This is a genomic window from Brevundimonas sp. LPMIX5, from assembly GCF_003576505.1.
Lineage (GTDB): Bacteria > Pseudomonadota > Alphaproteobacteria > Caulobacterales > Caulobacteraceae > Brevundimonas > Brevundimonas naejangsanensis.
Window position 1 is genome coordinate 260,900 of the sequence record NZ_QWTZ01000002.1, and the last position, 23,947, is coordinate 284,846.

At 66.7% G+C, this 23,947-nt stretch carries 24 protein-coding genes; 10 read left to right on the forward strand and 14 right to left on the reverse strand.

Annotation, left to right across the window (positions count from 1 at the left end):
• Positions 1-14: 14 nt before the first annotated feature.
• From D1604_RS02270 to serS, 9 genes are all read right to left on the reverse strand, one after another.
• Positions 15-332 (reverse strand): ArsR/SmtB family transcription factor, encoded by a 318-nt coding sequence (locus D1604_RS02270; RefSeq protein ID WP_119412015.1) that lies wholly within the window; start codon positions 330-332, stop codon positions 15-17.
• 66 nt (positions 333-398) lie between these two features.
• The gene (locus tag D1604_RS02275; RefSeq protein ID WP_119412016.1) at positions 399-1,025 is read right to left on the reverse strand and encodes a squalene/phytoene synthase family protein; all 627 of its coding nucleotides are present in this window, start codon (positions 1,023-1,025) and stop codon (positions 399-401) included.
• A 104-nt stretch (positions 1,026-1,129) separates the two neighbouring features.
• Positions 1,130-2,122 (reverse strand): protein translocase subunit SecF, encoded by a 993-nt coding sequence (gene secF / locus D1604_RS02280; protein WP_024352751.1) that lies wholly within the window; start codon positions 2,120-2,122, stop codon positions 1,130-1,132.
• Positions 2,122-3,720, reverse strand: coding sequence for a protein translocase subunit SecD (gene secD, locus D1604_RS02285; RefSeq protein ID WP_119412017.1), 1,599 nt, complete (start codon positions 3,718-3,720; stop codon positions 2,122-2,124). The genes secF and secD overlap by 1 nt, the downstream gene beginning before the upstream one ends.
• A gap of 48 nt (positions 3,721-3,768) precedes the next feature.
• Positions 3,769-4,083 carry a preprotein translocase subunit YajC gene (gene yajC / locus D1604_RS02290; protein ID WP_029673113.1) on the reverse strand — a complete coding sequence of 105 codons (315 nt, stop codon included), beginning with the start codon at positions 4,081-4,083 and terminating at the stop codon, positions 3,769-3,771.
• A 147-nt stretch (positions 4,084-4,230) separates the two neighbouring features.
• Positions 4,231-5,304 (reverse strand): peptidoglycan DD-metalloendopeptidase family protein, encoded by a 1,074-nt coding sequence (locus D1604_RS02295; protein WP_119412018.1) that lies wholly within the window; start codon positions 5,302-5,304, stop codon positions 4,231-4,233.
• Between the two features lie 115 nt (positions 5,305-5,419).
• On the reverse strand, positions 5,420-6,064 hold the full coding sequence (locus D1604_RS02300; protein ID WP_119412019.1) for a protein-L-isoaspartate(D-aspartate) O-methyltransferase: 645 nt from the start codon (positions 6,062-6,064) through the stop codon (positions 5,420-5,422).
• Entirely contained in the window at positions 6,061-6,852 is a 792-nt protein-coding gene (gene surE / locus D1604_RS02305; RefSeq protein ID WP_024352747.1) for a 5'/3'-nucleotidase SurE, read from the reverse strand. The genes D1604_RS02300 and surE overlap by 4 nt, the downstream gene beginning before the upstream one ends.
• A gap of 160 nt (positions 6,853-7,012) precedes the next feature.
• On the reverse strand, positions 7,013-8,431 hold the full coding sequence (gene serS / locus D1604_RS02310) for a serine--tRNA ligase (RefSeq protein ID WP_119412020.1): 1,419 nt from the start codon (positions 8,429-8,431) through the stop codon (positions 7,013-7,015).
• A 171-nt stretch (positions 8,432-8,602) separates the two neighbouring features.
• On the opposite strand from serS, the gene D1604_RS02315 reads away from it, so the two are divergent.
• Positions 8,603-9,298: a pirin family protein gene (locus D1604_RS02315; protein ID WP_119412021.1), complete on the forward strand. Its 696-nt coding sequence runs from the start codon at positions 8,603-8,605 to the stop codon at positions 9,296-9,298.
• A gap of 54 nt (positions 9,299-9,352) precedes the next feature.
• On the opposite strand, the gene gatB is transcribed toward D1604_RS02315, so the two are convergent.
• Genes gatB through gatC form a run of 3 tightly spaced genes read right to left on the reverse strand, consistent with a single transcriptional unit; the run spans position 9,353 to position 12,618 of the window.
• Positions 9,353-10,846, reverse strand: a complete 1,494-nt coding sequence (gatB, locus tag D1604_RS02320) for an Asp-tRNA(Asn)/Glu-tRNA(Gln) amidotransferase subunit GatB (protein ID WP_119412421.1) — start codon at positions 10,844-10,846, stop codon at positions 9,353-9,355.
• A 2-nt stretch (positions 10,847-10,848) separates the two neighbouring features.
• Positions 10,849-12,327 (reverse strand): Asp-tRNA(Asn)/Glu-tRNA(Gln) amidotransferase subunit GatA, encoded by a 1,479-nt coding sequence (gatA, locus tag D1604_RS02325; RefSeq protein ID WP_119412022.1) that lies wholly within the window; start codon positions 12,325-12,327, stop codon positions 10,849-10,851.
• Positions 12,328-12,330: 3 nt separating this feature from the next.
• Positions 12,331-12,618: an Asp-tRNA(Asn)/Glu-tRNA(Gln) amidotransferase subunit GatC gene (gene gatC / locus D1604_RS02330; RefSeq protein ID WP_003167060.1), complete on the reverse strand. Its 288-nt coding sequence runs from the start codon at positions 12,616-12,618 to the stop codon at positions 12,331-12,333.
• A 141-nt stretch (positions 12,619-12,759) separates the two neighbouring features.
• Between gatC and D1604_RS02335 the strand changes: the two genes are divergently transcribed.
• The 7 genes from D1604_RS02335 (at position 12,760) to dprA (ending at position 18,734) form a co-directional block, all read left to right on the forward strand.
• Positions 12,760-13,089, forward strand: a complete 330-nt coding sequence (locus tag D1604_RS02335) for a DNA-binding protein (protein ID WP_233551818.1) — start codon at positions 12,760-12,762, stop codon at positions 13,087-13,089.
• Positions 13,090-13,289: 200 nt separating this feature from the next.
• A complete protein-coding gene (gene ruvX, locus D1604_RS02340) occupies positions 13,290-13,754 on the forward strand; it encodes a Holliday junction resolvase RuvX (protein WP_119412023.1) in 465 nt (154 codons plus the stop codon).
• A gap of 1 nt (position 13,755) precedes the next feature.
• Positions 13,756-14,679, forward strand: coding sequence for an AEC family transporter (locus D1604_RS02345; protein WP_119412024.1), 924 nt, complete (start codon positions 13,756-13,758; stop codon positions 14,677-14,679).
• A gap of 23 nt (positions 14,680-14,702) precedes the next feature.
• The gene (locus D1604_RS02350) at positions 14,703-15,686 is read left to right on the forward strand and encodes an aspartate carbamoyltransferase catalytic subunit (RefSeq protein ID WP_119412025.1); all 984 of its coding nucleotides are present in this window, start codon (positions 14,703-14,705) and stop codon (positions 15,684-15,686) included.
• Positions 15,683-16,996 carry a dihydroorotase gene (gene pyrC, locus D1604_RS02355; protein WP_119412026.1) on the forward strand — a complete coding sequence of 438 codons (1,314 nt, stop codon included), beginning with the start codon at positions 15,683-15,685 and terminating at the stop codon, positions 16,994-16,996. The genes D1604_RS02350 and pyrC overlap by 4 nt, the downstream gene beginning before the upstream one ends.
• A gap of 14 nt (positions 16,997-17,010) precedes the next feature.
• Positions 17,011-17,649: a glycerol-3-phosphate 1-O-acyltransferase PlsY gene (gene plsY / locus D1604_RS02360; RefSeq protein ID WP_119412027.1), complete on the forward strand. Its 639-nt coding sequence runs from the start codon at positions 17,011-17,013 to the stop codon at positions 17,647-17,649.
• Complete coding sequence (dprA, locus tag D1604_RS02365) at positions 17,646-18,734, forward strand: DNA-processing protein DprA (protein WP_119412028.1); 1,089 nt, start codon at positions 17,646-17,648, stop codon at positions 18,732-18,734. Before plsY ends, dprA begins: the two co-directional genes overlap by 4 nt.
• Here the strand turns inward: dprA and D1604_RS02370 are convergent.
• Positions 18,731-18,916 (reverse strand): hypothetical protein, encoded by a 186-nt coding sequence (locus D1604_RS02370; protein WP_119412029.1) that lies wholly within the window; start codon positions 18,914-18,916, stop codon positions 18,731-18,733. The genes dprA and D1604_RS02370 overlap by 4 nt on opposite strands.
• Positions 18,917-19,068: 152 nt before the next feature.
• Between D1604_RS02370 and topA the strand changes: the two genes are divergently transcribed.
• Positions 19,069-21,702: a type I DNA topoisomerase gene (gene topA, locus D1604_RS02375; RefSeq protein ID WP_119412030.1), complete on the forward strand. Its 2,634-nt coding sequence runs from the start codon at positions 19,069-19,071 to the stop codon at positions 21,700-21,702.
• 91 nt (positions 21,703-21,793) lie between these two features.
• Here topA and D1604_RS02380 read toward each other — a convergent pair whose 3' ends face one another.
• Entirely contained in the window at positions 21,794-22,165 is a 372-nt protein-coding gene (locus D1604_RS02380) for a hypothetical protein (protein ID WP_024352734.1), read from the reverse strand.
• Between the two features lie 222 nt (positions 22,166-22,387).
• On the opposite strand from D1604_RS02380, the gene D1604_RS02385 reads away from it, so the two are divergent.
• On the forward strand, positions 22,388-23,869 hold the full coding sequence (locus tag D1604_RS02385) for a DEAD/DEAH box helicase (protein ID WP_119412031.1): 1,482 nt from the start codon (positions 22,388-22,390) through the stop codon (positions 23,867-23,869).
• The last annotated feature ends 78 nt before the right edge of the window (positions 23,870-23,947 follow it).

Consider the following 23,947-nt stretch of genomic DNA (forward strand, 5'->3'; position numbering starts at 1 on the left):
GGAAGCCGCGACGCTCAATGCGCCTCAGGCGGGCAGAAAATCTCGGCCAGGACGGCGATCACCTTCAGGGCGGCAGGGTCGGCGATCCGATAGAAGACGGCGGCGCCGCTCTTGCGCGCGCTGACCAGACCGTCCTTGCGAAGCCGCGCCAGATGTTGGGAAAGGGCCGATTGCGACAGGCCGACCTGAAGGTCGGCGACCTGGCGTTCGCCGTCGCCGATCTGGCAAAGGATCATCAGGCGGTGCTCATTGGACAACGCCTTCAGCAGTCGCGAGGCGTCGCCCGCGCTGGCCTGAAACCGCTCCAATCCGACACGTTCAAGATCAATCATGGCACGGATATATGTCATGATTCTAAATTAGCAATAACTAATATACAGGCACGCCTAAAGCGCCGTTCAGATCCGGCCCCTCAGCACCGCCCAGAACAGGCGCAGTCGCTTGAAGGGCTCTGGTACGTCCGGCTTGATCAGGGCGGCGGAAGCCACGGCCGGGAAAGCGGCGGCAGGCAGAGTTCGCAGGGCTTTATTGGCTTCGGGACGGGCCGCACTCGCCTGATCGACCTGTCCGGTCTGGGCCAGTGCGCGCACGCGACCAGCGGCAGCGGCCGCAGCTTCATGCCCCTCCCCTGCCAGAATCCGCACCGCCGCCTGCATCGGCCCGACGTAGAAGGCCTCCAGATCGTGCGGCTCGCCATGCACGCGGCCGATGTGGGCCTCGATCAGGGCGTCGAACGTAGCGCGCTCCAGACCGTGACGCGCAACCGCCGCCATCAGCGCCTCCAGCACGGGATGGCCCAGACGCGGCGCGTCAGAGAAGACGCCGTCCATCTGTTCGGACCACCAGGCGTAGCGCATCTCGGCCAACAGCGGCTGGGTCACGCGCGTGGGAATGGCCATCAACTCCGCCTCGAAGGCGTACAAGGCGATCAGGTCGGCGCGCGCCTGTTCGTCCGCCACGAAGCGGCTGGTCAGCCAGCGGTCGAGGTCGGCGGCGCGAACCTGGGCGTCAAGATCAACAGTCATGGCGACCGCCCTTCGGCCATTGAGGCGGCGGCATCAAGTCCGGAATGCACACGGCCCGCCTTCCCTGCGGAAGACGGGCCGTGATCTGGAGCCGTCGACGCTGATTAGGGCCTGCTGGCCATGCCCAGCTTCACCGGCGTGGCGTCGGCCTTGCCACCGCCGCTGCGGTCCACGCCCCACAGCAGGATGATCGGCGCGCCCACATAGATGGACGAGAAGGTGCCGATGATCACGCCGAAGGCCAGGGTGATGGAGAAACCGCGCAGGGCCTCGCCGCCGAAAACGGCCAGGACGATCAGAACGATCACGGTCGTCACGCCGGTGATGATGGTCCGCGACAGGGTCTCGTTGATCGACAGGTCGATGACTTCACGCAGCGGCATGACCTTATACTTCCGCAGATTTTCGCGCAGGCGGTCGAAGACGACGACGGTGTCGTTCATCGAATAGCCGATGACCGTCAGCAGGGCCGCGACCAGGTTCAGGCTGAACTCCATGCGCAGGGCGACGATCAGGCCGAAGGTCAGGGCCACGTCGTGCAGCAACCCCGCCACGGCGCCGATGCCGAACTGCCACGGGAAGCGGAAGGCGATGTAGAGGAACATCAGCACCACTGCCACGACGAGGGCCAGGACGCCGTTGGTCAGCAGTTCGCCCGAGACCTTGGAGCCGACCACGCTGACGCCGGAATAGCCGACCTGGCCGACAGCGTCGCTGATGGCGGTTTCCACCTTCTCGACGACAGCAGACTGGTCCTGGTCCGAGGGCACCTGGAAGCGCACGATGGCGGTCGAGCCGTCGTCCACATTGGTGTCACGACGCGCGATGCCCTGCACCTGGACGTCGCCCAGATCCAGTCCGCTGACCGCGCCGCGCAGCTTGTCCAGTTCCAGCACCTGACCGGCGGGCTTGGCGACTTCCATCGAGGCGCCGCCCCGGAAGTCGATGCCCAGATTCAGACCCGGATAAAAGCAGCCGATGATCGCCGCCACTGTCAGGATCGCCGACAGGATGGCGAAACCCTTGGCGTATTTGACGAAATGAAAGTTCGTCTTGTGCGGCAGCAGTTTGATAAGAGGCCAACCGTTCATCGTCATTACTCCGCGATCGGCAGTTTCTTCGGCTTGGCGATCTTGAGCCAGTAGCCGAGCAGGACTTGGGCCGTCAGCACCGAAGAGAAGACGGAGGTGAAGACGCCGATGGTCAGGGTCCAGGCAAAGCCCCGAACGGGGCCTGCGCCGAACATGAACATGATGATGGCCGCCACAAGAGTGGTCAGGTTGGCGTCGATGATGGTGCCCATGGCGCGGCTGAAGCCTGCATCCATCGAGGCCACGACCGACCGCCCCTGGCGCGCCTCGTCACGCATCCGCTCATAGATCAGCACGTTGGCGTCGACCGCCACGGCGAAGGTCAGGATCAGACCGGCGATGCCCGGCAGGGTCAGCGTCGCCTGGGTCAGCGACATGGCCGCGACGATCAGGATCCCGTTCAGGATTAGACCGATCACCGAGATTCCGCCGAACAGGAAGCCGTATGCCAGGATCATGAAGACCACGATGACGACGAAGCCCAGCGCGGTCGACAGGGCGCCTGCGGCCACGGCGTCGGCGCCCAGTTCGGCGGTGACGACGCGGCGTTCCTCGACGTTCAGCGGGGCCGGAAGGGCGCCGCCGTTCAGCAGGTTCACCAGTTCCGACGCCGAGGCGATCGTGAAGCTGCCGGTGATCTGGCCGCTGCCGCCAGTGATGGCCGATTGGATGGTCGGGGCCGAGATCACCTTGCCGTCCAGGATGATGGCGAAAGGCTTACCCAGGTTCTGAGCGGTCGCCTCGGCGAAGCGGCGGGCGCCCTGGCCGTCGAACTGGAAGTCGATGGCGGGACGCTGGTTCTGATCCGAGCCGACGCCCGCGCGGGTCAGATTTTCACCCGACACCAGGATGCGCTTCTTGACCAGATAAGGCGTGCCCTGATCGTCTGTCAGAAGTTCTGCGTCCGGCGGCACGCGGCCAGCCATGGCGTCGTTCAGACCCGTAGGCGAGGTGTCCACCATCTGGAAGGTCAGCTGGGCCGTGCGGCCAACCAGACGCTCCAGCTCGGCCGGATCGCTCTGACCCGGCGCCTGGACGACGATGCGGTCGGCGCCCTGACGTGTGATGGCGATTTCCTTGGTGCCCGAGCTGTCCAGACGACGGCGCACGACCTCGATCGACTGATCGACCGCGGTGGCTCCCATGCTGTTCAGGGCGGCCTCGGTGAAGGCGTAACGGATACGGCCCCCGCCAAGTTTGGTCGCCACGCGGTCGGGCTGACCGGTCGCGCCCATGCCCTGTTGAGCCATGGTGCGCAGGGTGTTGAAGGCCGTGTCATAGGCCGCGCCCTCGGCGACGGTGACGACCACCCCGCCCGGTTCGCGCTGCATGCCGACGATATTGACCTGGTCTTCCCGCAGGGAAACCCGAACGTCTTCCATCAGGTTGGAGACGCGCTTTTCGCGCATCTCGGGCACATCGACCTCCAGCAGGAGGTATGAGCCCCCCTGCAGGTCCAGGCCCAGGTTCAGGCCGTTGCTCGGCAGCCAGTTCGGCAGAGCCTCGCGCTGCGCCGGCGACAGCACGCTTGGGTAGGCCAGGAACAACCCGAGGACGAGCGATAGCGCGACCAGGGTGATCTTCCAGCGTGAAAGCTGAATCATGTCTCGGTTCTCTTCAGGGCCGGCGCGCGCCGCGCCGAGGCGAGGCTATCAGCCCTTGTCGTTGGCGGCGATGGCGGTGCGGTTGCGCACCTCGGCGATCATCGCCTTGACCACGCGGACGTTCACGCCCTGCGAGATCTCGACCATGGCCTCGGCGTCCTCGACGCGGGTGACCTTGCCGACCATGCCGTTGGACAGGACGACTTCATCGCCGCGCTTCACGCCGGCGATCAGGGCCTGATGGGCCTTCATCCGCTTTTGTTGCGGACGGATCATCAGGAAGTAGAACAGGACGAAGATCGCCAGGATCGGGGCGATGTTGATAAACAGGGCCATCAGGCCGCCGTCTTGGGCTGCAGTCATTAGGAAACTCCCCGACGCGGGCCGCGCCTTCATTGGGGGCCCTTCGAAATCAAGGCGCGGAAACTAGGGTGCGCCGGGCCGTTTTGCAACGCGACCTGATGACAAGAACGTCCGGACGCAGCCGCCCGGACGCCTCTTTTCACGTCATCAGCGCGGCAGGACCGTCAACGGGTCCAGCGCGACCGGATCATCGCCGCGCATCTGACGCACTTCATAGTGGATGGATGGGCGGCCGTCGCCGGCGGTCAGGCCCACGGTGCCGATCGCCTGTCCCGCCCGCACCTGCGCTCCGTCGCGCACGGTGGCCGAGCCCAGATGGCCGTAGACCGTGCGCCAGCCGTCGCGGTGAACGATCAGGACCGTCAGCCCCTGCCCCACGATATCATCGCCGACATAGGCCACGGTTCCGTCGGCCGAAGCCTTGACCTCGGTTCCCGCCGAGGCGCCGATGTTGATGCCGTTATTGCGCTCGCCCATGCCGACCGGGCCGAAGCGACGCAGGATGTCGCCGCGCACCGGCCACTGCAGGGCCAACGGCTGGCCGACTGGAGCCGAAGGCGCGACCGGCGCCGTGGCGGCAGGCGCGCGGGTCGGCGGCGGCAGGGGTGCGTTCCCGCTGGGCGGCGGAGGCGGCGGCGGAGCCATGCCGTTGTTCGGCGTCCTGACCCCGACCGGCGACGGTCCGGTGGCGTAGGGATCGGAGCCCCCGTCCACGGCGCTGTCCGGCAGGATGATGCGTTGACCTGAGCTGATGGCGCCGCGCGGTCCCAGACCGTTCAGGTCGATCAGAATCTGCACCGGCGTGCGGAAACGGCGGCCGACGCCGGAAATGGTGTCGCCCGGCTGGATGACATAGGTGGCGCCCGGCATTCCGGGATTGCCGGCAGCGGGAGGCGGCGTCACCGTGATCGGCGCGCCCGTCGAGGGATAAGCAGGTCCGCCCGGAGGCGGCAGGCCGCCGCCCTCGATATTGCCCGCCGGAGCGCGCGGCCCTTCTTCGATCGGCGGCTGTGCGGGCTGCTGCGGCTGAGCCGGTTGGCCCTGATAATAGGGATTGTTCGGATAGGCGCCCGGCTGCTGGCCCGGCTGTTGCGGATAGCCGCCCGGCGTCGTCGGCCGGGTCGAATAGCGCGGCTCGCTCGGATAGGTCGAACACGCCGTGACCGCCAGCGCCCCGCCGACGACCGCCGCCGCCCTGATCCAGCCTGTAAAGCCGCTCATGCGTCTCTCCGTATTAACCATGCCCGTCGGTTTGCCCCGACCCGTCGGAGAATCCAACCCGCTAACCCGCGCAAAAGTGGGGCGGAAAGGTTAATGGAGCGGTGAGATTTCGCCCCTAGCCCTCTTTCGCCGTCCCTTCGACCAGGGGAACGAAGCGGACCTCGCACAGGCTTTCACGCTGAAAGCTGCCGTCCGGTTGGCCGGTGTAGCGGTTCAGCATCTGCACTGAGGTGCGGCCGACCGGGGCGACAAGAATACCGCCCGGCTTCAGTTGTTTCAGCAGCTCCGTGGGCTCGTGCGGCGAGGCCGCCGTCACCATGATGCGGTCGAACGGCGCCTGTTCCGGCCAGCCCTGACCGCCGTCGCCGTGGCGGGTAAAGACATTGTCGATGCCGAGGATTTTCAACCGGTTCTCGGCCTCGGTTAAGAGGCTCTTGTAACGCTCGACCGAATAGACGAAGCGCGCCATGCGGCTGAGCACCGCGCACTGATAGCCGCTGCCGGTGCCGATCTCGAGCACGCGGTGGCGCGGCTGGACGTCCAGCGCCTGGGTCATCAGGCCGACAATATAGGGCTGGCTGATCGTCTGGGCGCAGTCGATCGGCAGGGCCTGATCCTCCCACGCCTGATCGAGGAATTTTTCGTGGACAAAGACGGCGCGGTCGATGGATTCCATCGCCTTGAGCACCCGCGCGTCCGTCACCCCCTGACGCCGCAGCGACAGGATCAAGCGGCCCGCGCGGTCGTCCCTGAGACTCATTTTTCCTGGGGCCCCTTGGGCGGGGCGCCGCCCAGCACCTTCTTCAGGTCGTTGACCGACTGCATGTGCGTCAGGTCGATGTGCAGCGGCGTGACCGAGATGCGGCCCTCGTCCATCGCGCGCAGATCGGTGCCGTCGGCGTGCTCCTGCGGCGCGCCGCGGAAGGCCATCCAGTAGTAGTCACGGCCGCGCAGATCGGTGCGGCGGATGGCGTGCATCTCGCCGATATCGCGGAAGCCCTGGCGCGTCACCTCCACCGACTTGACCAGTTCCGGCGGCAGACGCGGGAAGTTGACGTTCATGACCACGCCCTCCCCCCATTTCTGCTCCAGCAGGCGGGCGACGATACCGGGGCCGAAAGCTTCGGCCGTTTCCCAGTGCGCCACCACGTCATCGTGGAAACGCTCCAGCGACTGCGACAGGGCGATGGAGCGGATGCCGAAGGCCATGCCCTGAAGCGCGCCGGCCACCGTGCCGGAATAGCTGACGTCCTCGCCCACGTTGTGGCCGCGGTTGACGCCCGACAGCACCAGATCAGGCCGTTCGGGCATGATGTCGTTAACGGCCAGGATAACGCAGTCGGTCGGCGTGCCGGTCACAGCGAACCGCTTGTCGCCCAGCTTATTGACCCGCAGCGGCTCGGTCAGAGTGATGCCCCGCCCCTTGGCCGACTGCTCAGTCTGGGGCGCAACGACCCAGACATCGTCCGACAGGGTGCGGGCGATCTTCTCGAGGCAGGCCAGGCCCTCGGCCTCGATGCCGTCGTCGTTGGTGAGGAGGATTCTCATGCGTCGTACTCGTATGCCTTCTCCCCTTGGGGGAGAAGGTGGGCGCTGCAGGCGCTCGGATGAGGGGTAGGTTTCAAGAAACGGAGCGTCGAGAGCGCGGACGCCGCCCCCTCAACCGTCGTGCTCCGCACGCCACCTTCTCCCCCGAGGGGAGAAGGGTTCATGCAGCGCCTCCGACGACTTTCAACCCGCCCATATAGGGCTGCAGGGCGGCCGGAACCGCGATGGTCCCGTCCTCCTGCTGATAGTTTTCCATCACCGCGACCAGGGTGCGGCCGACAGCCAGACCCGAGCCGTTCAGGGTGTGCAGATACTCGGTCTTCTTCTCGCCCGCGCGCTTGAACCGGGCGTCCATGCGCCGGGCCTGGAAGTCGCCGCAGTTCGAGCAGGAGCTGATCTCGCGATAGGTGTTCTGGCTGGGCAGCCAGACCTCGAGGTCGTAGGTCTTCTGCGCCGAGAAGCCCATGTCGCCCTTGCACAGCAGCACCTTGCGATAGGGCAGTTCCAGCGCCTGCAGCACCGCCTCGGCGCAACCGGTCATGCGCTCATGCTCGGCCTCGGAATCCTCCGGGCGGCAGATGGAGACCATCTCGACCTTGGAGAACTGGTGCTGGCGGATCAGGCCGCGCGTATCGCGCCCCGCCGAACCGGCCTCGGCGCGGAAGCACGGCGTCAGCGCGGTCAAGCGCATGGGCTGGGCGACCTCGTCCTCGGACAGGATCTGCTCGCGCACGAGGTTGGTCAGGGAGACTTCGGCGGTCGGGATGAGCCAACGATTATCCTGATGCGCCCGCCCAACCTCTAGAACGAACTCGAAATCACTAGGCGGTTGCGGATGCTGGGTCCGTTGAAGCGGATGAGGATGTTCGCTCAGCAGGCGCGCGATTTCCTCCCAATCGACCCCTACCCTGAACAGATCATCTTTGAACTTCGGCAATTGCCCCGTGCCGAACATCGCGTCGTCCTTGACGAGATACGGCGGGTTCACTTCTTGATACCCGTGCTTATCCGTCTGCATGTCCAGCATGAACTGGCCGATGGCGCGTTCCAGACGCGCCAGTTGGCCCTTCAGCACGGCGAAGCGCGAGCCGGACATCTTGGCGGCGGCTTCAAAGTCCAGCAGGCCCAGAGCCTCGCCCAGATCGGCGTGATCCTTGGCCGAGCCCGTCGTCGTACGGGGCTCACCCCACTTCAGGACTTCGACGTTGTCGTTCTCGTCCTCGCCGTCCGGCACGTCGGCGGCGGCCAGATTCTTCAGCCCGGCCAGCAGGTCGCGCAGTTCGGCGCCCTTGGCGGCTTCGGCCTCGCCCGCCTCGGCGATTTCGACCTTGAGGGCTTCGACCTCGGCCTTCAGGCGGTCGGCCTCGGCCATGTCCTTCTTGCCCATGGCGGCGCCGATGGCCTTGGAAGCGGCGTTGCGCTTGGCCAGGGCGTCCTGACCGCGCGTCTGGGCGGCGCGCAGCTCGACGTCCAGCGCCAGAATGCGCGCGACGACATCGGCGGCGTCATCCACGCCGCGCGACGACCAGCCCGCAACGAAGGCTTCGGGATTGTCGCGAATGGCTCGGATATCGTGCATGGCGTCGCTCTTTCGGCGCTCAAGGGAGGGAGAGCCGAAGGCTGTAGCGCCCCGCGCGGAGTCGGGCAAATGCTGAGGCGGGTTTCGACGCCCCCTTTTCGTAACAGTTGTAGTTGCCTATATGGTTTTCCAACGGCGCGGCGCAGGCTGCGCATACTAGGAGAGCGCACAATGATCGACGTCAGACCCTTCAACACCCTCGGCGGCGCCAACCACGGCTGGCTGAACGCCAAGCATCACTTCTCGTTCGCCAACTACTATGATCCCAAGCGCATGGGCTGGGGGCGTCTGCGCGTCTGGAACGACGATGAGATCGCCGCGCAATCGGGCTTTCCGCCTCACCCGCACGCCGACATGGAAATCATCACCTATGTCCGCACCGGAGCGATCACGCACCAGGACTCGATGGGCAACACCGGCCGCACCGCGGCGGGCGACGTTCAGGTGATGAGCGCCGGGACCGGCGTGCGTCACGCCGAATACAATATGGAGAACGAGCTCACGACGCTGTTCCAGATCTGGATCGAGACGGATCGGCCGGGCGCCCAGCCGTCGTGGGGGCAGCGCGAGTTTCCCAAGAGCGACCGTTCGGGCCGTTTCACCGTCGTCGCCTCGGGCGATCCCGCGGACGAAGCGCTGACGATCAACGCCGACGCCAGGGTGCTGGCCGCCACGCTGAAGGCGGGCGAAAGCCTGTCCTATGATCTGGCCAGCGGCCGCCGCGCCTATCTGGTGCCCGCCGTGGGCCAGGTGGATGTCAACGGCACGACGCTGAACGCGCGCGACGGCGCGGGCATCATGGACGAACCGACGATTACCATCACGGCCAAGGAAGACGCCGAACTGGTGATGGTCGACAGCCTGTAAGCCTGTCGAGGATGCTGATCCTGGGAGCGAGGGCCCCCAGGATCAGCCGCTGGATCAGAGGCCCAGCTTGGCCTTCAGGATATCGTTGACCGCAGCCGGGTTGGCCTTGCCGCCGGTGGCCTTCATGACCTGGCCGACGAACCAGCCGATGGCCTGAGGTTTCTCGGCGACGGCGGCGGCCTTGTCGGGGTTGGCGGCGATGATCTCGTCCACCGCCTTCTCGATGGCGCCGGTGTCCGTGACCTGCTTCAGGCCGTGCTTCTCGACCACCTCGGCGGGGGAGCCTTCGCCGCTCCAGACGTGGTCGAAGACCTCCTTGGCGATCTTGGACGAGATGACGCTGGTCTCGATCAGTTCGACCAGTTGGGCCACGTGGGCGGCGGGCAGCGGGTTGTCGCTGAAGTCCTTGCTGTCCGCAGCCAGACGCGCCGAGACCTCGTTCGTCACCCAGTTGGACACCAGCTTGGCGTCGCGGCCTTTCGCGGCGGCCTCGAAATAGTCGGCCTTGGCCTGTTCCGAGATCAGCACGCCCGCGTCGTATTGCGACAGGCCGTATTCGCTCATGAAGCGGCGGCGCTTGTCGTCCGGCAGTTCCGGCAGGCTGGCCTTGATCTCATCGATCCAGGCCTGTTCCAGCACCAGCGGCAGCAGGTCAGGGTCCGGGAAGTAGCGATAGTCCTGCGCCTCTTCCTTGGAACGCATGGAACGGGTCTCACCCGCCGTCGCGTCATACAGGCGCGTTTCCTGAACGATCGAACCGCCGTCTTCGAGGATCTCGATCTGGCGGCGCGCCTCATACTGGATCGCCTGAGAAATGAAGCGGAAGCTGTTGACGTTCTTGATCTCGCAGCGCGTCCCCAGGAAGCCGAAGTCGCCCGTTTCCTTGAACTTGTCGTAGTTCCCGGCGCGGCAGACCGACACGTTCACGTCGGCGCGCAGATTACCCTTCTCCATGTCGCCGTCGCAGGTGCCGAGGTAGATCAGGATGGTCCTGATCTTCTTGACGTAGGCGACCGCCTCTTCCGGCGAGCGGATGTCGGGGCGCGAAACGATCTCCATCAGCGCCGTGCCAGCCCGGTTCAGGTCGACGTAGGATTCAGTCGGCGACAGGTCGTGGATCAGCTTGCCCGCGTCCTGTTCCAGGTGCAGGCGCTCGATGCCGACGTTGAAGAAGCTGCCGTCCTCGGCCTCCACCTCGACCACGCCTTCGCCCACGATGGGGTGATACAGCTGGCTGATCTGATAGCCGGTCGGCAGGTCGGGATAGAAGTAGTTCTTGCGGTCGAACTGGCTCTTCAGGTTGATCTGGGCGCGCAGGCCCAGGCCCGACTTCACCGCCTGCTCGACGCAATACTTGTTCAGTGTCGGCAGCATGCCGGGGAAGCCGGCGTCGATCAGCGACACCTGCTCGTTCGGCCCGGCGCCGAAGCCGACCGCCGCGCCCGAGAACAGCTTGGCGTTCGAGGCGACCTGGGCGTGGATCTCCAGACCCATGACGATTTCCCAAGCGCCCGTGCGGCCTTGGATCAGTTTGGTGTTCTCAGTCATGCTCACCACCAACGGTCCGGCTTGGCGACGAAGCCCGCCGCGTCTTCGAGGGCGCCCGCGACCTGGAAGACGGTCGCTTCGTCCAGGGCCTTGCCGATGACCTGCAGGCCCAGCGGCAGGCCCTCGCTGTTCAGCCCCGCGGGCACAGAGATGCCCGGCAGACCGGCCAGGTTGGTCGTCACCGTGAAGACGTCGTTCAGATACATCGTCAGCGGGTCGATCTGCTTGTCGCCGATGGCGAAGGCGGCCGACGGGGTGGACGGCGTCAGGATGGCGTCCACCTTGCCCCAGACATTGTCGAAGTCCTCGGCGATGCGGCGACGCACCTTCAGCGCCTTGACGTAATAGGCGTCATAGAAGCCCGCCGACAGCACATAGGCGCCGATGGTCAGGCGGCGCTGGACCTCCTTGCCGAAGCCCTCGGCGCGCGAGGCGGCGTAGAGGTCGTCCAGCGAAGAGAAGTCCTCGGCGCGATGTCCGAAGCGCATGCCGTCATAGCGCGCCAGGTTGGACGACGCCTCGGCCGGGGCCACGATGTAGTAGGTCGGCAGCGCGTATTTGGTGTGCGGCAGGCTGATCTCGACGATCTCGCAACCGGCGGCCTTCAGCCAGGCGACGCCCTGTTCCCACAGCGCCTTGATCTCTTCGGACATGCCGTCGATCAGATATTCCGCCGGAACGCCGATGCGCAGGCCCTTGACCGACTGGCCGACGGACTGAGTCCAGTCGGGGGTCGGGACGTCGAGGCTGGTCGAGTCCTTGGCGTCAAACGAGCACATGGACTTCAGCAGCAGGGCCGCGTCCTTCACCGTCTTGGTGATCGGCCCGGCCTGATCCAGCGACGAGGCGAAGGCCACCATGCCGAAGCGGCTGGCGCGGCCGTAGGTCGGCTTGATGCCGACCGTGCCGGTGAAGGCGGCGGGCTGGCGGATCGAGCCGCCGGTATCCGAGGCCGTCGCGGCCAGACACAGGTCAGAAGCCACGGCCGAGGCCGAACCGCCGGACGAGCCGCCCGGCGTCAGCTCGGCGTTCGAACCCTTGGCCTTCCACGGGTTCTTCACCGGACCGAAGGCCGAGGTTTCATTGGCCGAGCCCATCGCGAACTCGTCCATGTTCAGCTTGCCCAGCATGACCGCCCCGTCGCGCCACAGATTGGCGGTGACGGTCGATTCATACGGCGGCACGAAGCCGCGCAGCATGTTGGAGGCGGCGGTCGTCTGCACGCCTTCGGTGCAGAACAGATCCTTGATCCCCAGCGGCGCGCCTTCCAGCGCCCCGCCCTCGCCCTTGGCCAGACGGGCGTCAGACGCGCGCGCCTGTCCCAGCGCCTTGTCCGCCGTCAGTTCGATATAGGCGTTCAGCGTCGGGTTCGCGGCCTCGATATTGGTCAGGAAGGCCTGGGTCAGCTCTTCCGACGAGAAAGTCCCGGCCTTCAGGCCGTCGACGGCGTCGACGAGCGTCAGCTTGGTCAGATCGGTCATGATTTACTCCACGACCTTGGGCACGACGAAGAAGCCGTCGGCAGACTTGGGCGCGTTGGACAGGACGTCGGCGACCTTGTCGCCGTCCGTCACCACGTCATCGCGCAGGCGAAGCGGTTGAGACACGTTGGAGGTCATCGGCTCGACGCCCTGCACGTCCACCTCGTCCAGCTGTTCGATCCACTGCAGGATGCCGTTCAGCTCCTGGGCCAGCGGCTCCAGGCGGTCCTCGGGGGTCTTGATGCGGGCGAGATGCGCAACCTTGCGCACCGTCGCGGCGTCGATGGCCATGCGGCCCTCCAAAGCATGAAAGTCTGAGGGGGCGGGATTAGCGTTTCAACGCCGCTTCGACAAGGATCGGGCGCCGCCCTTTGTCCAGCTTGACCACGGCGACCAAAGGCCCCCTATCCTGACAGCGCGCCCGGCGCGAGTATGAAGACCTGCCTCAAGGAGACCAACGCCATGAAGATCACCGGCCCCCAAGCCCGCGCCGCACGCGCCCTGGTGCAATGGCCGCGCGACCATGTGGCCCGCCTTTCGGGGCTGGCGGTCGACATCCTGGCCGACTTCGAGCGCGAGAACGTCGATCCGGGCGATGAGGCCCGCAGCCGCCTGCAGGCCGCGCTGGAGGAAGGCGGCGCCGTGTTTCTGAACGAAGAGGACGGCGGCCTGGGCGTGCGGCTGAAGTTCACCCGCAAGGAAGTCCGCTCGATCCGCAACATGGAGAATGAAGGCGGGCCGGTCGGGGATGACGACGTGTGAGTCACTCCCCCTCACCGCTCATCCCGGCGGACGCCGGCACCCAGTAAGAGCCACACGCACGCCGGTCCGCAACTATGGCGCAATGCGGTCAAGGTTTCTGCCTTGAAGCCAAAGCACTGGGTCCCGGCGTCCGCCGGGATGAGCGGAGGTAAAGGGCCGCGCGCTTTGACACGCGCCCCGTCTGGGCCTAACGCGCCCTCGTGCCTGTCCTTGACCTTTCCGAACTGTCCGCCGCCTGCCCGCCCAACACCCCGTGGCTGGGTCTGGATCTGGGCGAGAACACCATCGGCGTCAGCGTGTCTGACACCGGGCGCATCATCGCCAGCCCGCTGGAGTTGATCCGCAAGACCAAGTTCAGCCAGGACGCCGAACAGCTGTTCAAGATCATGGACGGCCGCAAAGTCTCCGCCCTGATCATCGGCCTGCCGTTGAACATGGACGGGACCGAGGGGCCGCGCGCCCAGTCGTGCCGCGCCTTCGCCCGTAATCTGGAGCGGTTCCGGCCGGTCAATGTCGCCTTTCAGGACGAGCGGCTGTCGACAACGGCGGTCGAGCGGTTCCTGATCGACGAGCTGGACCTGACCCGCAAGCGCCGCGCCGATGTGGTGGACCGCACCGCCGCCGCCTGGATTCTGCAAGGCGCGCTGGACCGGCTGCGCCCCTGAGATGGCGGCCATTCTAGCCGGCGTCCTGCCGGTCTTCCTGCTGCTGGCGCTCGGCTATGGCCTGAAAAAGTCGGACTATCTGCCCGACGCCGCCTGGCGGCCGATCGAGAAGCTGGCCATCAATGTCCTTTATCCCGGCTTCCTGATCCCGGCGATCTGGAATGCGGACCTCTCGGGATCGGCCGCGGGCGCGGCGGGCGCCGCCGCCGTCACCGTATCCATCATCGTCTCGACCCTGACCCTGCTGTCCAAGCCCCTGCTGCCCCTCAGCGGCCCGGCCTACACCAGCGTGTTTCAGGGCATGATCCGCTGGAACAGTTTCGTTTTCCTGCCCGTCGTGCAGGCGACCTTCGGGCCGGAAGGCGTGGGCCTGGCCGCCGTGGTCATCGCCGCCATGATCCCGGTCAGCAACATCCTGAGCGTCATCGTCCTGGCCAAGTGGGGGGCGGACCAGCGCGGCGCCTCGCCCAAGGCCCTGTTCCGGGCGATGATGTCCAACCCCATCCTGCTGGCCTGTCTGCTGGGGCTGGCGCTGAACGTCTCGGGCGCGCCGCAGCCGCCGGGCGTGGCCGAGACGCTGCAACTGCTCGGATCAGCCGCCCTGCCGCTGGGCCTGATCGTGGCGGGCGCGGGTCTCAGCTTCCGCGAACTGGCGCGCACCCGCGTCACGGTCGGCGCCGTGGTGGTGATCAAGATGATCGTGACGCCGCTGGCGATGTGGCAGCTGGCGCGCCTGTACGGCGGCGATGAACTGGCGCAGGGAATCGCCCTGCTGTGCGGCGCCGCGCCCGGCGCCGCCTCGGCCTATGTGCTGGCGCGTCAGATGGGCGGAGACGCGCCGCTGATGGCCGGGATCATCGCGGCGACGACGGTATTCTCGGTCATCGGCATCCCTGCGGCCCTGCTGCTATTCCATCTGGCCTGAGTCCCGCCTATAGCGGCGTCTCAATGACCCACGCAGCGCCTGTCACCGATCTCATCAAGGAACGGCTGACGCCGTTTCCTCGCGACCACTTCCTCGCCGCCGGAGACCTCCATCCGCCGGCCGCCTTGGCCTTGCTGGACCTGGCCGACGCCTTCGTCGACTTCAACAGGCAGTCAGCCAAGGGCGTGGACCTGATGCGCGGCCAGACGGTCGTGAACCTGTTCTTCGAGAACTCGACGCGAACCAGTTCCTCCTTCGAGATCGCGGCCAAGCGTCTGGGCGCCGACGTCGTGACCATGCCGGTCGCCTCTTCCTCGGTGAAGAAGGGCGAGACGCTGATCGACACCGCCGTGACGCTGAACGCCATGAAGCCGGAGATTCTGGTCGTCCGCCATGCATCCTCGGGCGCGGTGGACCTGCTGTCGCAGAAGGTCGGTTGCGCCGTCGTCAACGCGGGCGATGGACGCCATGAACACCCGACGCAGGCCCTGCTGGACCTGCTGTCCATCCGCCGCGCCTTCGGCGATGTGGGCGGGTTGAGCGTCGCCATCTGCGGCGACATCGCCCACAGCCGCGTGGCGCGCTCGAACGTCGCCCTGCTGCAGATGATGGGCGCGCGGGTGCGGTTGATCGGACCGCCGACGCTGGTGCCCGGCGACGCCGACCGCTGGGGCTGCGAGGTCTTCCACGACATGAAGGAGGGTCTGGCCGGTTGTGACGTGGTCATGATGCTGCGCCTTCAGCTGGAGCGGATGGCGGGCGCCCTGATCCCCTCGACGCGCGAGTATTTCCGCTTCTGGGGCCTGGACCGCGAGAAGCTGGCCTGGGCCGCGCCCGGCGCCAAGGTCATGCACCCCGGCCCGATGAACCGGGGCGTGGAGATCGATTCCGACGTGGCCGACGACCTGAGCGTCTCCCTGATCCAGGATCAGGTCGAGATGGGCGTCGCCGCCCGCATGGCCGTTCTGGCCGCCCTCGCCCACCGCCGCGCGGGAGGCGCCGCATGACCGCCGCTCAACAGCCCATCGCCCCCAAGGCTCTGGCCATTGTCAACGCCCGCCTGCTGGACCCGGCCAGCGACTATGACGGCCCCGGCGCGGTCCTGATCGAGAACGGCCGCATCGTCGAGGTCATCCACGGGCAGGCGACCCAACGCCCCGAGGGCGTGCAGATCATCGACGCCGAAGGCCGCTGCCTGGCGCCCGGCCTGATCGACATTCGGGTCAAGACCGGCGAGCCGGGCAACGAACCCAAGGAGACGCTGAAGTCGGCCAGCCTGTCGGCGGCGGCGGGCGGCGTCACCACCATCATCGTCCAGCCGGACACCGATCCGGCCATCGACGATCCGGCCATGATCGACCACATCCAGCGGCGCGGCGCCGCGCTTGACCTGGTCCACGTCCGCGCGGCGGGCGCGGCAACGCAAGGCCGCGACGGCGAACGCATGGCCGAGATCGGCCTGATGCACGAGGCGGGCGCCCTTTATTTCACTGACGGCGATCGGGTGATCCGCAACACCCGCACCCTGCAACGGGTGATGAGCTACGCTGCCTCGTTCAACGCCCTGATCGCCTGTCGTCCAACCGAGCCGTGGCTTTCGGAAGGAGCCGTGGCGACCTCGGGCGAACTGGCGACCCGTCTGGGCCTGTCGGGCGCGCCCGCCATCGCCGAGCGCATCCAGCTGGAGCGCGACCTGGCGCTGGTGGAACAGACCGGCGCGCGTTTCCTGATCGACCAGATCTCGACCGAAGGGGCGCTGGAGACGCTGGCCCGCGCCCGTGCGCGCGGGCTGGAGGTCGCGGCCTCAGCGTCGATCAACCACCTGTGCTTCAACGAGATCGACATAGGCGATTATCGCACCTTCTACCGGCTGGACCCGCCCTTGCGTGCCGAGAGCGACCGGCAGGCCCTGGTCGAGGCGGTGCGCGACGGCCTGATCGACGTCATCACCTCGGCCCACTGCCCCGAACCGGCCGAGAACAAGCGCCGCCCCTTCGCCGAGGCCGAGCCGGGCGCGGTGGGTCTGGAAACCCTGCTGCCCGCCGCCCTGACGCTGCACCACGAATACGGCGTGGACCTGCTGGACGTGCTGCGGCCGCTGACGCAGGGCCCGGCGGCCCTGCTGGGGCTGGAGGCTGGGGAGTTGTCGCCAGGGTCGCCCGCCGATCTGGTGCTGTTCGACGCCGGTGCGCCGGTGGTGATCGACGCCGCGACGCTGCGCTCCAAGTCGAAGAATTCGCCTTTTGACGGGCGGCGGCTGCAAGGCAAGGTCTTGCTCACCGTCGTTTCGGGCCGCATCGTCCACAACGCACGTTAAGGGGAGCGAATCACTTGCACGATCTGACGGGGCCGGCGCTCCTTACGCTCGGGCTTGTGGCTGTCGGCGGGTACCTGCTGGGCTCCATTCCGTTCGGCGTGGTCCTGACCCGCGCGGCGGGTGCGGGCGACGTGCGCAAGATCGGCTCGGGCAATATCGGCGCGACCAACGTCCTGCGCACCGGGCGCAAGGATCTGGCCATCGCCACCCTGATCCTGGATGCGGGCAAGGGCGCGGTCGCCCTGCTGATCGCGCGGCATCTGCTGGGAACCGACGTCGCGGGCGCCATCGCAGGCGGCGCGGCCTTCCTGGGCCACCTGTTCCCCGTCTGGCTGGGTTTCAAGGGCGGCAAGGGGGTGGCGACCTTCTTCGGCCTGATCCTGGCCGCGTGCTGGCCGCTGGGCCTGCTGGCGGCGGCGACCTGGCTGATCATGGCCTTCGCCCTGCGCTATTCCTCCCTGTCGGCCCTGGTGGCGGCGGCGCTGACCCCGCTCTACGCCCTGCTGCCCCTGTCCGCGCTGGGCCTGCCCGCGCCCCAGCCCATATTCATTATGGCGGTCTTCACAGCCGTCCTGATCTTCACCCGCCACCATGAGAACATCGGCCGCCTGCTAAAAGGCGCCGAGCCCAAGATCGGGGCGAAGAAGGCGTGACGCCGCTGTCGGAGGCCGAGCGTTTCGCCCGCCTCCGGCTCGCCCGGACCGACCGCGTCGGCCCTGTGGCCTTTTCCCAGCTGTTGCAGCGGTTCGGTTCAGCCCAGCGCGCTCTGGACGCCCTGCCCGATCTGATCCGTAATCAGGGACGCACCAGCTATTCCGTCCCCGCGCCCGAAGCCGTCGAAACCGAACTGGAAGCAGGCGCCCGCATCGGCGCGCGGCTGATCCTATGGGGCGAGGCCGCCTATCCCGAAGCCCTGGCGGCCGTCGATCTGCCCCCGCCTCTGCTGTGGATCCTTGGCGACGCGGCGTTGATGCAGCGCCCCTGCATGGCCATCGTCGGCGCGCGCATCGCCTCGGCGGGCGGCCAGCGCATAGCCCGCGGACTGGCGCAACAACTGGGCGAAAGCGGCCATGTCGTCGTCTCGGGTCTGGCGCGCGGGGTCGATGCGGCGGCGCATCTCGGCGCGCTGGAGACCGGCACGGTGGCCGTTCTGGGCGGCGGCGTGGACGACATCTATCCGGCGGACAACGCCGACCTGTATCGCCAGATCGCCGAACGAGGCTGCATCGCCTCGGAAAGCCCTGTCGGCGCGCGGGCGCAGGCGCGCGACTTCCCGCGCCGCAACCGCATTATTTCAGGCCTGTCGCGCGGCGTGGTCGTCGTGGAGGCTGAAATCCGGTCCGGCTCTCTCATCACCGCCCGGCTGGCGGGCGAACAGGGCCGCGACGTGTTCGCCGTCCCCGGCTCGCCGCTGGACCCGCGCTCCAAAGGGCCGAACGAACTGCTGCGTCAGGGCGCCATCCTGTGCGAGGGGATCGAGGACATAGAGCGAGCCTTCGCCTCTCTGCGAACCCTGAGAGAGCCGCCCGCTGATTCGCCGTTCGACGCCGGGCGACCTGAACAGATCGATGACGAGGTGCTGGATCGGATAGAAGCCCTGCTGTCCCCTTCGCCGGTCAGCCGCGACGAACTGGCGCGCGCCGCCAGATTGTCGATTGCGGAAACAGCCGCCGCCCTGCTGGAGCTTGATCTCGCAGGGCGGGCGACCTTGCTGCCCGGCGGTATGGCCTCGACCTAGGCCGGGGCGGTGCGGCGAGCCATGTCCGCCGCATTCTCAAGAATGCTGGCCAGCCTTTCATCCCCGTCCCAGCGGGCCATTCCGGCCAGTTCCATAGCCATGGCGGCCACATATTCACGAACCGGATAGTCTGTCAGATCAGGGCTTGGCGCCTGGCGGCGTCGCTGTGCTGTCTTGCTCATCGTCAACCCTCCCGAGAACGCCTCAGAGGAACACAACTTACAATGGTTTGCAAACTCGCGTTACCCGGAAAGGTTGCTCACTTGAAATGCGCCGATTGACTTCCGGCCGCGCCGCAACCACGTTCGCGCCCCCTTTTCCCCGATAGAGCGCCATGAATCTCGTCATCGTCGAGAGCCCCGCCAAGGCCAAGACCATCAATAAGTACCTGGGCTCGGACTATAAGGTTCTGGCTTCATACGGTCACGTTCGCGACCTGCCGTCGAAGGACGGCTCGGTTCTGCCTGACGATGACTTCGCCATGCATTGGGAAGTCGACGCCAAGGCCTCCAAGCGCCTGTCCGAGATCGCCGAGGCCGCCAAGGCCGCCGACCGCGTCATCCTGGCCACCGACCCCGACCGCGAGGGAGAGGCGATCAGTTGGCACGTTCTGGAAATCCTGAACAAGAAGAAGGCGCTGAAGGACACGGATGTCCAGCGCGTCACCTTCAACGCCATCACCAAGTCGGCGGTGCTGGAGGCGATGGCCAACCCGCGCCAGCTGGATATGGAACTGGTGGACGCCTATCTGGCGCGCCGGGCGCTGGACTATCTGGTGGGCTTCAACCTGTCGCCGGTGCTGTGGCGCAAACTGCCAGGCGCTCGCTCGGCCGGACGCGTCCAGTCGGTCGCCTTGCGCATCGTCGTCGACCGCGAGATGGAGATCGAGCGGTTCAAGGCGCAGGAATACTGGTCGGTGGAGGCCGACCTGATCGCGGACAGCCCGCCCTTCACCGCCCGTCTGGTCAAGCACGAAGGCAAGCGCGTCCAGCGTCTGGACATCGTGTCCGAAGCGATGGCGACAGCCGCGCGGGAGGCCGTCCACAGCGGCGACTTCACCATCAAGTCGGTCGAGAAGAAGCCGGCCAAGCGGTCCCCCGCCCCGCCCTTCACCACCTCGACCCTGCAACAGGAAGCCGCGCGCAAGCTGGGCTTCACCGCCCAGCGCACCATGCAGGCGGCGCAGAAGCTGTATGAAGGCGTCGACGACACCGGCGGCCTGATCACCTATATGCGTACGGACGGCGTCTACGTGACCCCCGAAGGCATCGCCCAGGCCCGCGAGGCCATCGGCCAGCGCTTCGGCCCCGCCTACGTCCCGGCCGAGCCGCGCTACTACAAGACCAAGGCCAAGAACGCCCAGGAAGCGCACGAAGCCATTCGTCCGACCAACATCCTGCGCAGCCCCGACACCCTGCGGCTCGATAGCGATCTGCAGCGGCTGTATGAGCTGATCTGGAAGCGGATGATCGCCTCTCAGATGGAATCGGCGCGTCTGGACCGCACCACGGTCGAGATCGAAACGCCTGACAGCCAGACGGGCCTGCGCGCCACCGGCCAGGTCGTGGTCTTCGACGGCTTCATCGCCGCCTATGAAGAAGGCCGCGACGAGAAGCAGAAGGGCGCCGAGGAAGACGAGGACGAAGGCGGCCGCCTGCCTGCGCTGAAGGAAGGCGCCAAGGCCAAGGTCGAGGCGATCCGCACCGATCAGCACTTCACCGAACCGCCGCCGCGCTTCTCGGAAGCCACCCTGGTCAAGAAGCTAGAAGAGCTGGGGATCGGCCGTCCGTCGACCTACGCCTCGATCCTGACGACGCTGCGGGACCGCGAATACGTCCGCATGGATAAGAACCGCTTCTTCCCCGAGGACAAGGGACGGCTGGTCACGGCCTTCCTGGAGCAGTTCTTCGCCAAGTGGGTCGAGTACGACTTCACCGCCGCGCTGGAGACCCAGCTGGACGAGGTGTCGGCAGGCGATCTGGACTGGAAAACCCTGCTGCGCCGCTTCTGGCAGGATTTCCACGCTGCGACCCAGGCCGCAGGCGAGCTGCGCACCACGGCGATTCTTGATCACCTGAACGAAGCGTTGGGCCCGCACATCTTCCCCGACAAGGGCGATGGCTCCGACCCGCGCCAGTGCCCGGTCTGCCATGAAGGCCAACTAAGCCTGAAGACCAGCCGCTTCGGCGCCTTCATCGGCTGTTCGCGCTATCCGGAGTGCAAATACACCCGCCCCGTGGCTTCGCCTGACGCAGTCGACGGCGGAGCCGAGAGCGGCGATCGCGAACTGGGCGTCGATCCGGCGACCGGCCAGCCCGTGCACCTGAAGATCGGCCGTTTCGGTCCCTATGTCGAAACGACGCCGCCCGATGCGGAAAAGCCCAAGCGCTCGTCCCTGCCGAAGGGCTGGACGCCGGCGTCAATCGATCTGGAGAAGGCTTTGCGCCTGCTCAGCCTGCCCCGCGACGTGGGTCCGCACCCCGAAGACGGCAAGATGATCACCGCCAGCCTGGGCCGCTACGGCCCCTTCGTGGCGCACGCCGGCACCTACGCCAACGTCGCCGACATTGAAGAGGTATTCGACGTCGGCCTGAACCGCGCCGTGGCCCTGCTGGCTGAAAAGCGCGCGGGTCGTGCGGGTCGCGCCTCGGCTGCCGCGCCGCTGAAGGAACTGGGCGCCCACCCGGAAACGGGCGAGGCCGTTCAGGTCATGGCCGGTCGCTACGGCCCCTACGTCAAGTCTGGAAAGATCAACGCCACCCTGCCCAAGGGCACGGCTCCCGAAGACATGACTATGGAGGCCGCCCTGCCCCTGCTGGCCGCCAAGGCCGGCGCCGCGCCCAAGAAGAAGGCGCCCGCCAAGAAGGCGGCGGCGAAAAAGCCTGCTGCGAAGAAGGAGCCTGCGGCCAAGAAACCGGCCGCTAAAAAGGCCCCCGCCAAGAAGGCCAAGGCTGCGGACGCCGATTAAGATCAAGCGCCCTCGTTCTCATGAACGGGGGCGTTTTTCTTGCCGCCCCAATACCCCTTATGCCGCCGAACATTCTGAGCGGTTTTCCGGTTCAGCGCCCCGCGACTAGTTCATTACGGACGCGGCGCCCCAGAGGATCGCGACCCGGCCAGCTCTCGCCCACTGAGGCTTCGATATAGGGGGTGCAGAAGCGCGAGATGATCATGCGCGGGCGAATCTCGTTCAGGCAGACCTTGTCCCCTTCGCGCGCCCACCGGGCGGTCAGGCGGCGTCCGTCAGAAAACAGGGCGCGATAGGCGCCGTCACGGTCGAACCAGTGCTTGACCCAATCGCCGTCGGGATAGTGGGAAACGACAGTATTTCCAAAGGCCGCCTGCATGGCGTCGACACCCCGTCCGCGATCCGACGCCTGTGCGCCAAGCGGCGCGGCAAGCATCAGCGCGATCAATACGGCAGCGCGCATTCGACATCCTTCTCCCGGTCCCCGAGGCGACCATACAGCCCGCGGCGCCGTTGCCAAGCGAGGCCGTTAGAACGGAAATACTTGACTGAGGCGTAGGGCTTTCCATATACCGCCCCAAGCTCGGAACAGGACTGGCGATGCGCGCCGCCCGCTCGCCCACGAGGGGCGGTTCCGTCAGCTAACGGCGTTTGCGAACGTTATCCTCCGTCCCTTCAGGACTGCATGACTGAGTTTTCCAAGCTGGGCCTTTCGCCCACGACCCTACAAGCGGTCGCCGATACCGGCTACACGACCGCCACCCCCATTCAGGAACAGGCCATTCCAGTGGCCCTGGCCGGACGCGATGTCCTCGGCATCGCCCAAACCGGCACTGGCAAGACGGCCGCCTTCACCCTGCCTATGGTCGACCGCCTGGCCTCGGGCCGCGCCCGCGCCCGGATGCCGCGCGCCCTGGTGCTGGCGCCGACCCGCGAACTGGCCGATCAGGTCGCCGAAAGCTTCGCCAAATACGCCAAAGGCACCAAGTTGAACTGGGTGCTGCTGATCGGCGGCGTCTCCATGGGCGACCAGGTCGCCGCCCTGAACAAGGGCGTGGACGTGCTGATCGCCACGCCGGGCCGGCTGCTGGACCTGTTCGACCGCGGCAAGATGCTGCTGACCGGCGTCGAGCTGATGGTGGTCGACGAGGCCGACCGGATGCTGGACATGGGCTTCATCCCGGACATCGAGCGCATCTTCAAGCTGACGCCGCCGCGTCGCCAGACCCTGTTCTTCTCGGCCACCATGCCGCCGGAGATCACCCGCTTGACGCAGCAGTTCCTCAAGGATCCGACCCGGATCGAGGCGTCGCGCCCGGCCACAACCGCCGACACCATCACCCAGCACATCACCCGCCTGCCGACCTCGGACCCCAAGGCCAAGCGCACCGCCCTGCGCGCCCTGGTCGAGCGCGGCGACGTGCAGAACGGCATCGTCTTCTGCAACCGCAAGTCGGAAGTCGACATCGTCGCCAAGTCTCTGCAGGTCCACGGCTTCGACGCCGCGCCGATTCACGGCGATCTGGACCAGTCGCTGCGGATGAAGACCCTGGCCGATTTCCGCAGCGGCGCACTCAAGCTGCTGGTCGCCTCGGACGTCGCCGCGCGCGGCCTGGACATCCCGGCCGTCAGCCACGTCTTCAACTATGACGTTCCGCACCACGCCGACGACTACGTCCACCGCATCGGCCGCACCGGCCGTGCCGGGCGTCTGGGCGAGGCCTTCATGATCGTGACGCCCGCCGACGACAAGTCGTTGGACAAGGTGCTGAAGCTGATCAAGAAGGAGCCGGTCGAACTGCCGCTGGACGGCATCGACTTCGCCTCCATCAAGGACCGCCCGCGCGACGACAGCCGCTCAAGCCGCGGCCGTGGACGCGGCGAACGCAGCGAGCGCGGCAGCCGTTCGCGCCGTTCGATCGAAGAAGCGCCCGTCGAAGCCGAAACCCTGATCGAAACAGCGCCGACGCCCGCGCCCGAAACCGAAGCGGCGCCTCAACGCGCACGCAGCCGCAAGAAAACCGAAGCCAAAACGACGCCCGTGGCCCAGAAAACGCCTCAGAAGGCTAACCAGGCTGAAGGCCGCCAGGCCGTGTCTCTCGCCGGAAATCCTTTCGGCGATGACGTCCCGGCCTTCCTGCGTCGCCCGGTGGTTTTGGCCGGATAAGGCCGGTCTGCGAACTTAACCCTGCGTTACAGAAGACCGGTATAGCTTTCCGGATCACGCAGCGCAGGGGCAGTTCAG

What these genes read in the sequence shown, in the direction of transcription:
- D1604_RS02275 (WP_119412016.1), bottom strand. Translation starts at nt 1,025, where the DNA reads ATGACTGTTGATCTTGACGCCCAGGTTCGCGCCGCCGACCTCGACCGC.
- gatC (WP_003167060.1), bottom strand. Translation starts at nt 12,618, where the DNA reads ATGGCCATCGACGCCGCGACGGTGCGCAAGGTTGCGCATCTCGCCCGC.
- D1604_RS02315 (WP_119412021.1), top strand. Translation starts at nt 8,603, where the DNA reads ATGATCGACGTCAGACCCTTCAACACCCTCGGCGGCGCCAACCACGGC.
- serS (WP_119412020.1), bottom strand. Translation starts at nt 8,431, where the DNA reads ATGCACGATATCCGAGCCATTCGCGACAATCCCGAAGCCTTCGTTGCG.
- D1604_RS02300 (WP_119412019.1), bottom strand. Translation starts at nt 6,064, where the DNA reads ATGAGTCTCAGGGACGACCGCGCGGGCCGCTTGATCCTGTCGCTGCGG.
- D1604_RS02380 (WP_024352734.1), bottom strand. Translation starts at nt 22,165, where the DNA reads ATGCGCGCTGCCGTATTGATCGCGCTGATGCTTGCCGCGCCGCTTGGC.
- secF (WP_024352751.1), bottom strand. Translation starts at nt 2,122, where the DNA reads ATGACGATGAACGGTTGGCCTCTTATCAAACTGCTGCCGCACAAGACG.
- D1604_RS02295 (WP_119412018.1), bottom strand. Translation starts at nt 5,304, where the DNA reads ATGAGCGGCTTTACAGGCTGGATCAGGGCGGCGGCGGTCGTCGGCGGG.
- D1604_RS02270 (WP_119412015.1), bottom strand. Translation starts at nt 332, where the DNA reads ATGATTGATCTTGAACGTGTCGGATTGGAGCGGTTTCAGGCCAGCGCG.
- surE (WP_024352747.1), bottom strand. Translation starts at nt 6,852, where the DNA reads ATGAGAATCCTCCTCACCAACGACGACGGCATCGAGGCCGAGGGCCTG.
- gatA (WP_119412022.1), bottom strand. Translation starts at nt 12,327, where the DNA reads ATGACCGATCTGACCAAGCTGACGCTCGTCGACGCCGTCGACGGCCTG.
- gatB (WP_119412421.1), bottom strand. Translation starts at nt 10,846, where the DNA reads ATGACTGAGAACACCAAACTGATCCAAGGCCGCACGGGCGCTTGGGAA.
- topA (WP_119412030.1), top strand. Translation starts at nt 19,069, where the DNA reads ATGAATCTCGTCATCGTCGAGAGCCCCGCCAAGGCCAAGACCATCAAT.
- D1604_RS02350 (WP_119412025.1), top strand. Translation starts at nt 14,703, where the DNA reads ATGACCCACGCAGCGCCTGTCACCGATCTCATCAAGGAACGGCTGACG.
- D1604_RS02345 (WP_119412024.1), top strand. Translation starts at nt 13,756, where the DNA reads ATGGCGGCCATTCTAGCCGGCGTCCTGCCGGTCTTCCTGCTGCTGGCG.
- secD (WP_119412017.1), bottom strand. Translation starts at nt 3,720, where the DNA reads ATGATTCAGCTTTCACGCTGGAAGATCACCCTGGTCGCGCTATCGCTC.
- D1604_RS02385 (WP_119412031.1), top strand. Translation starts at nt 22,388, where the DNA reads ATGACTGAGTTTTCCAAGCTGGGCCTTTCGCCCACGACCCTACAAGCG.
- yajC (WP_029673113.1), bottom strand. Translation starts at nt 4,083, where the DNA reads ATGACTGCAGCCCAAGACGGCGGCCTGATGGCCCTGTTTATCAACATC.
- D1604_RS02335 (WP_233551818.1), top strand. Translation starts at nt 12,760, where the DNA reads ATGAAGACCTGCCTCAAGGAGACCAACGCCATGAAGATCACCGGCCCC.
- D1604_RS02370 (WP_119412029.1), bottom strand. Translation starts at nt 18,916, where the DNA reads ATGAGCAAGACAGCACAGCGACGCCGCCAGGCGCCAAGCCCTGATCTG.
- pyrC (WP_119412026.1), top strand. Translation starts at nt 15,683, where the DNA reads ATGACCGCCGCTCAACAGCCCATCGCCCCCAAGGCTCTGGCCATTGTC.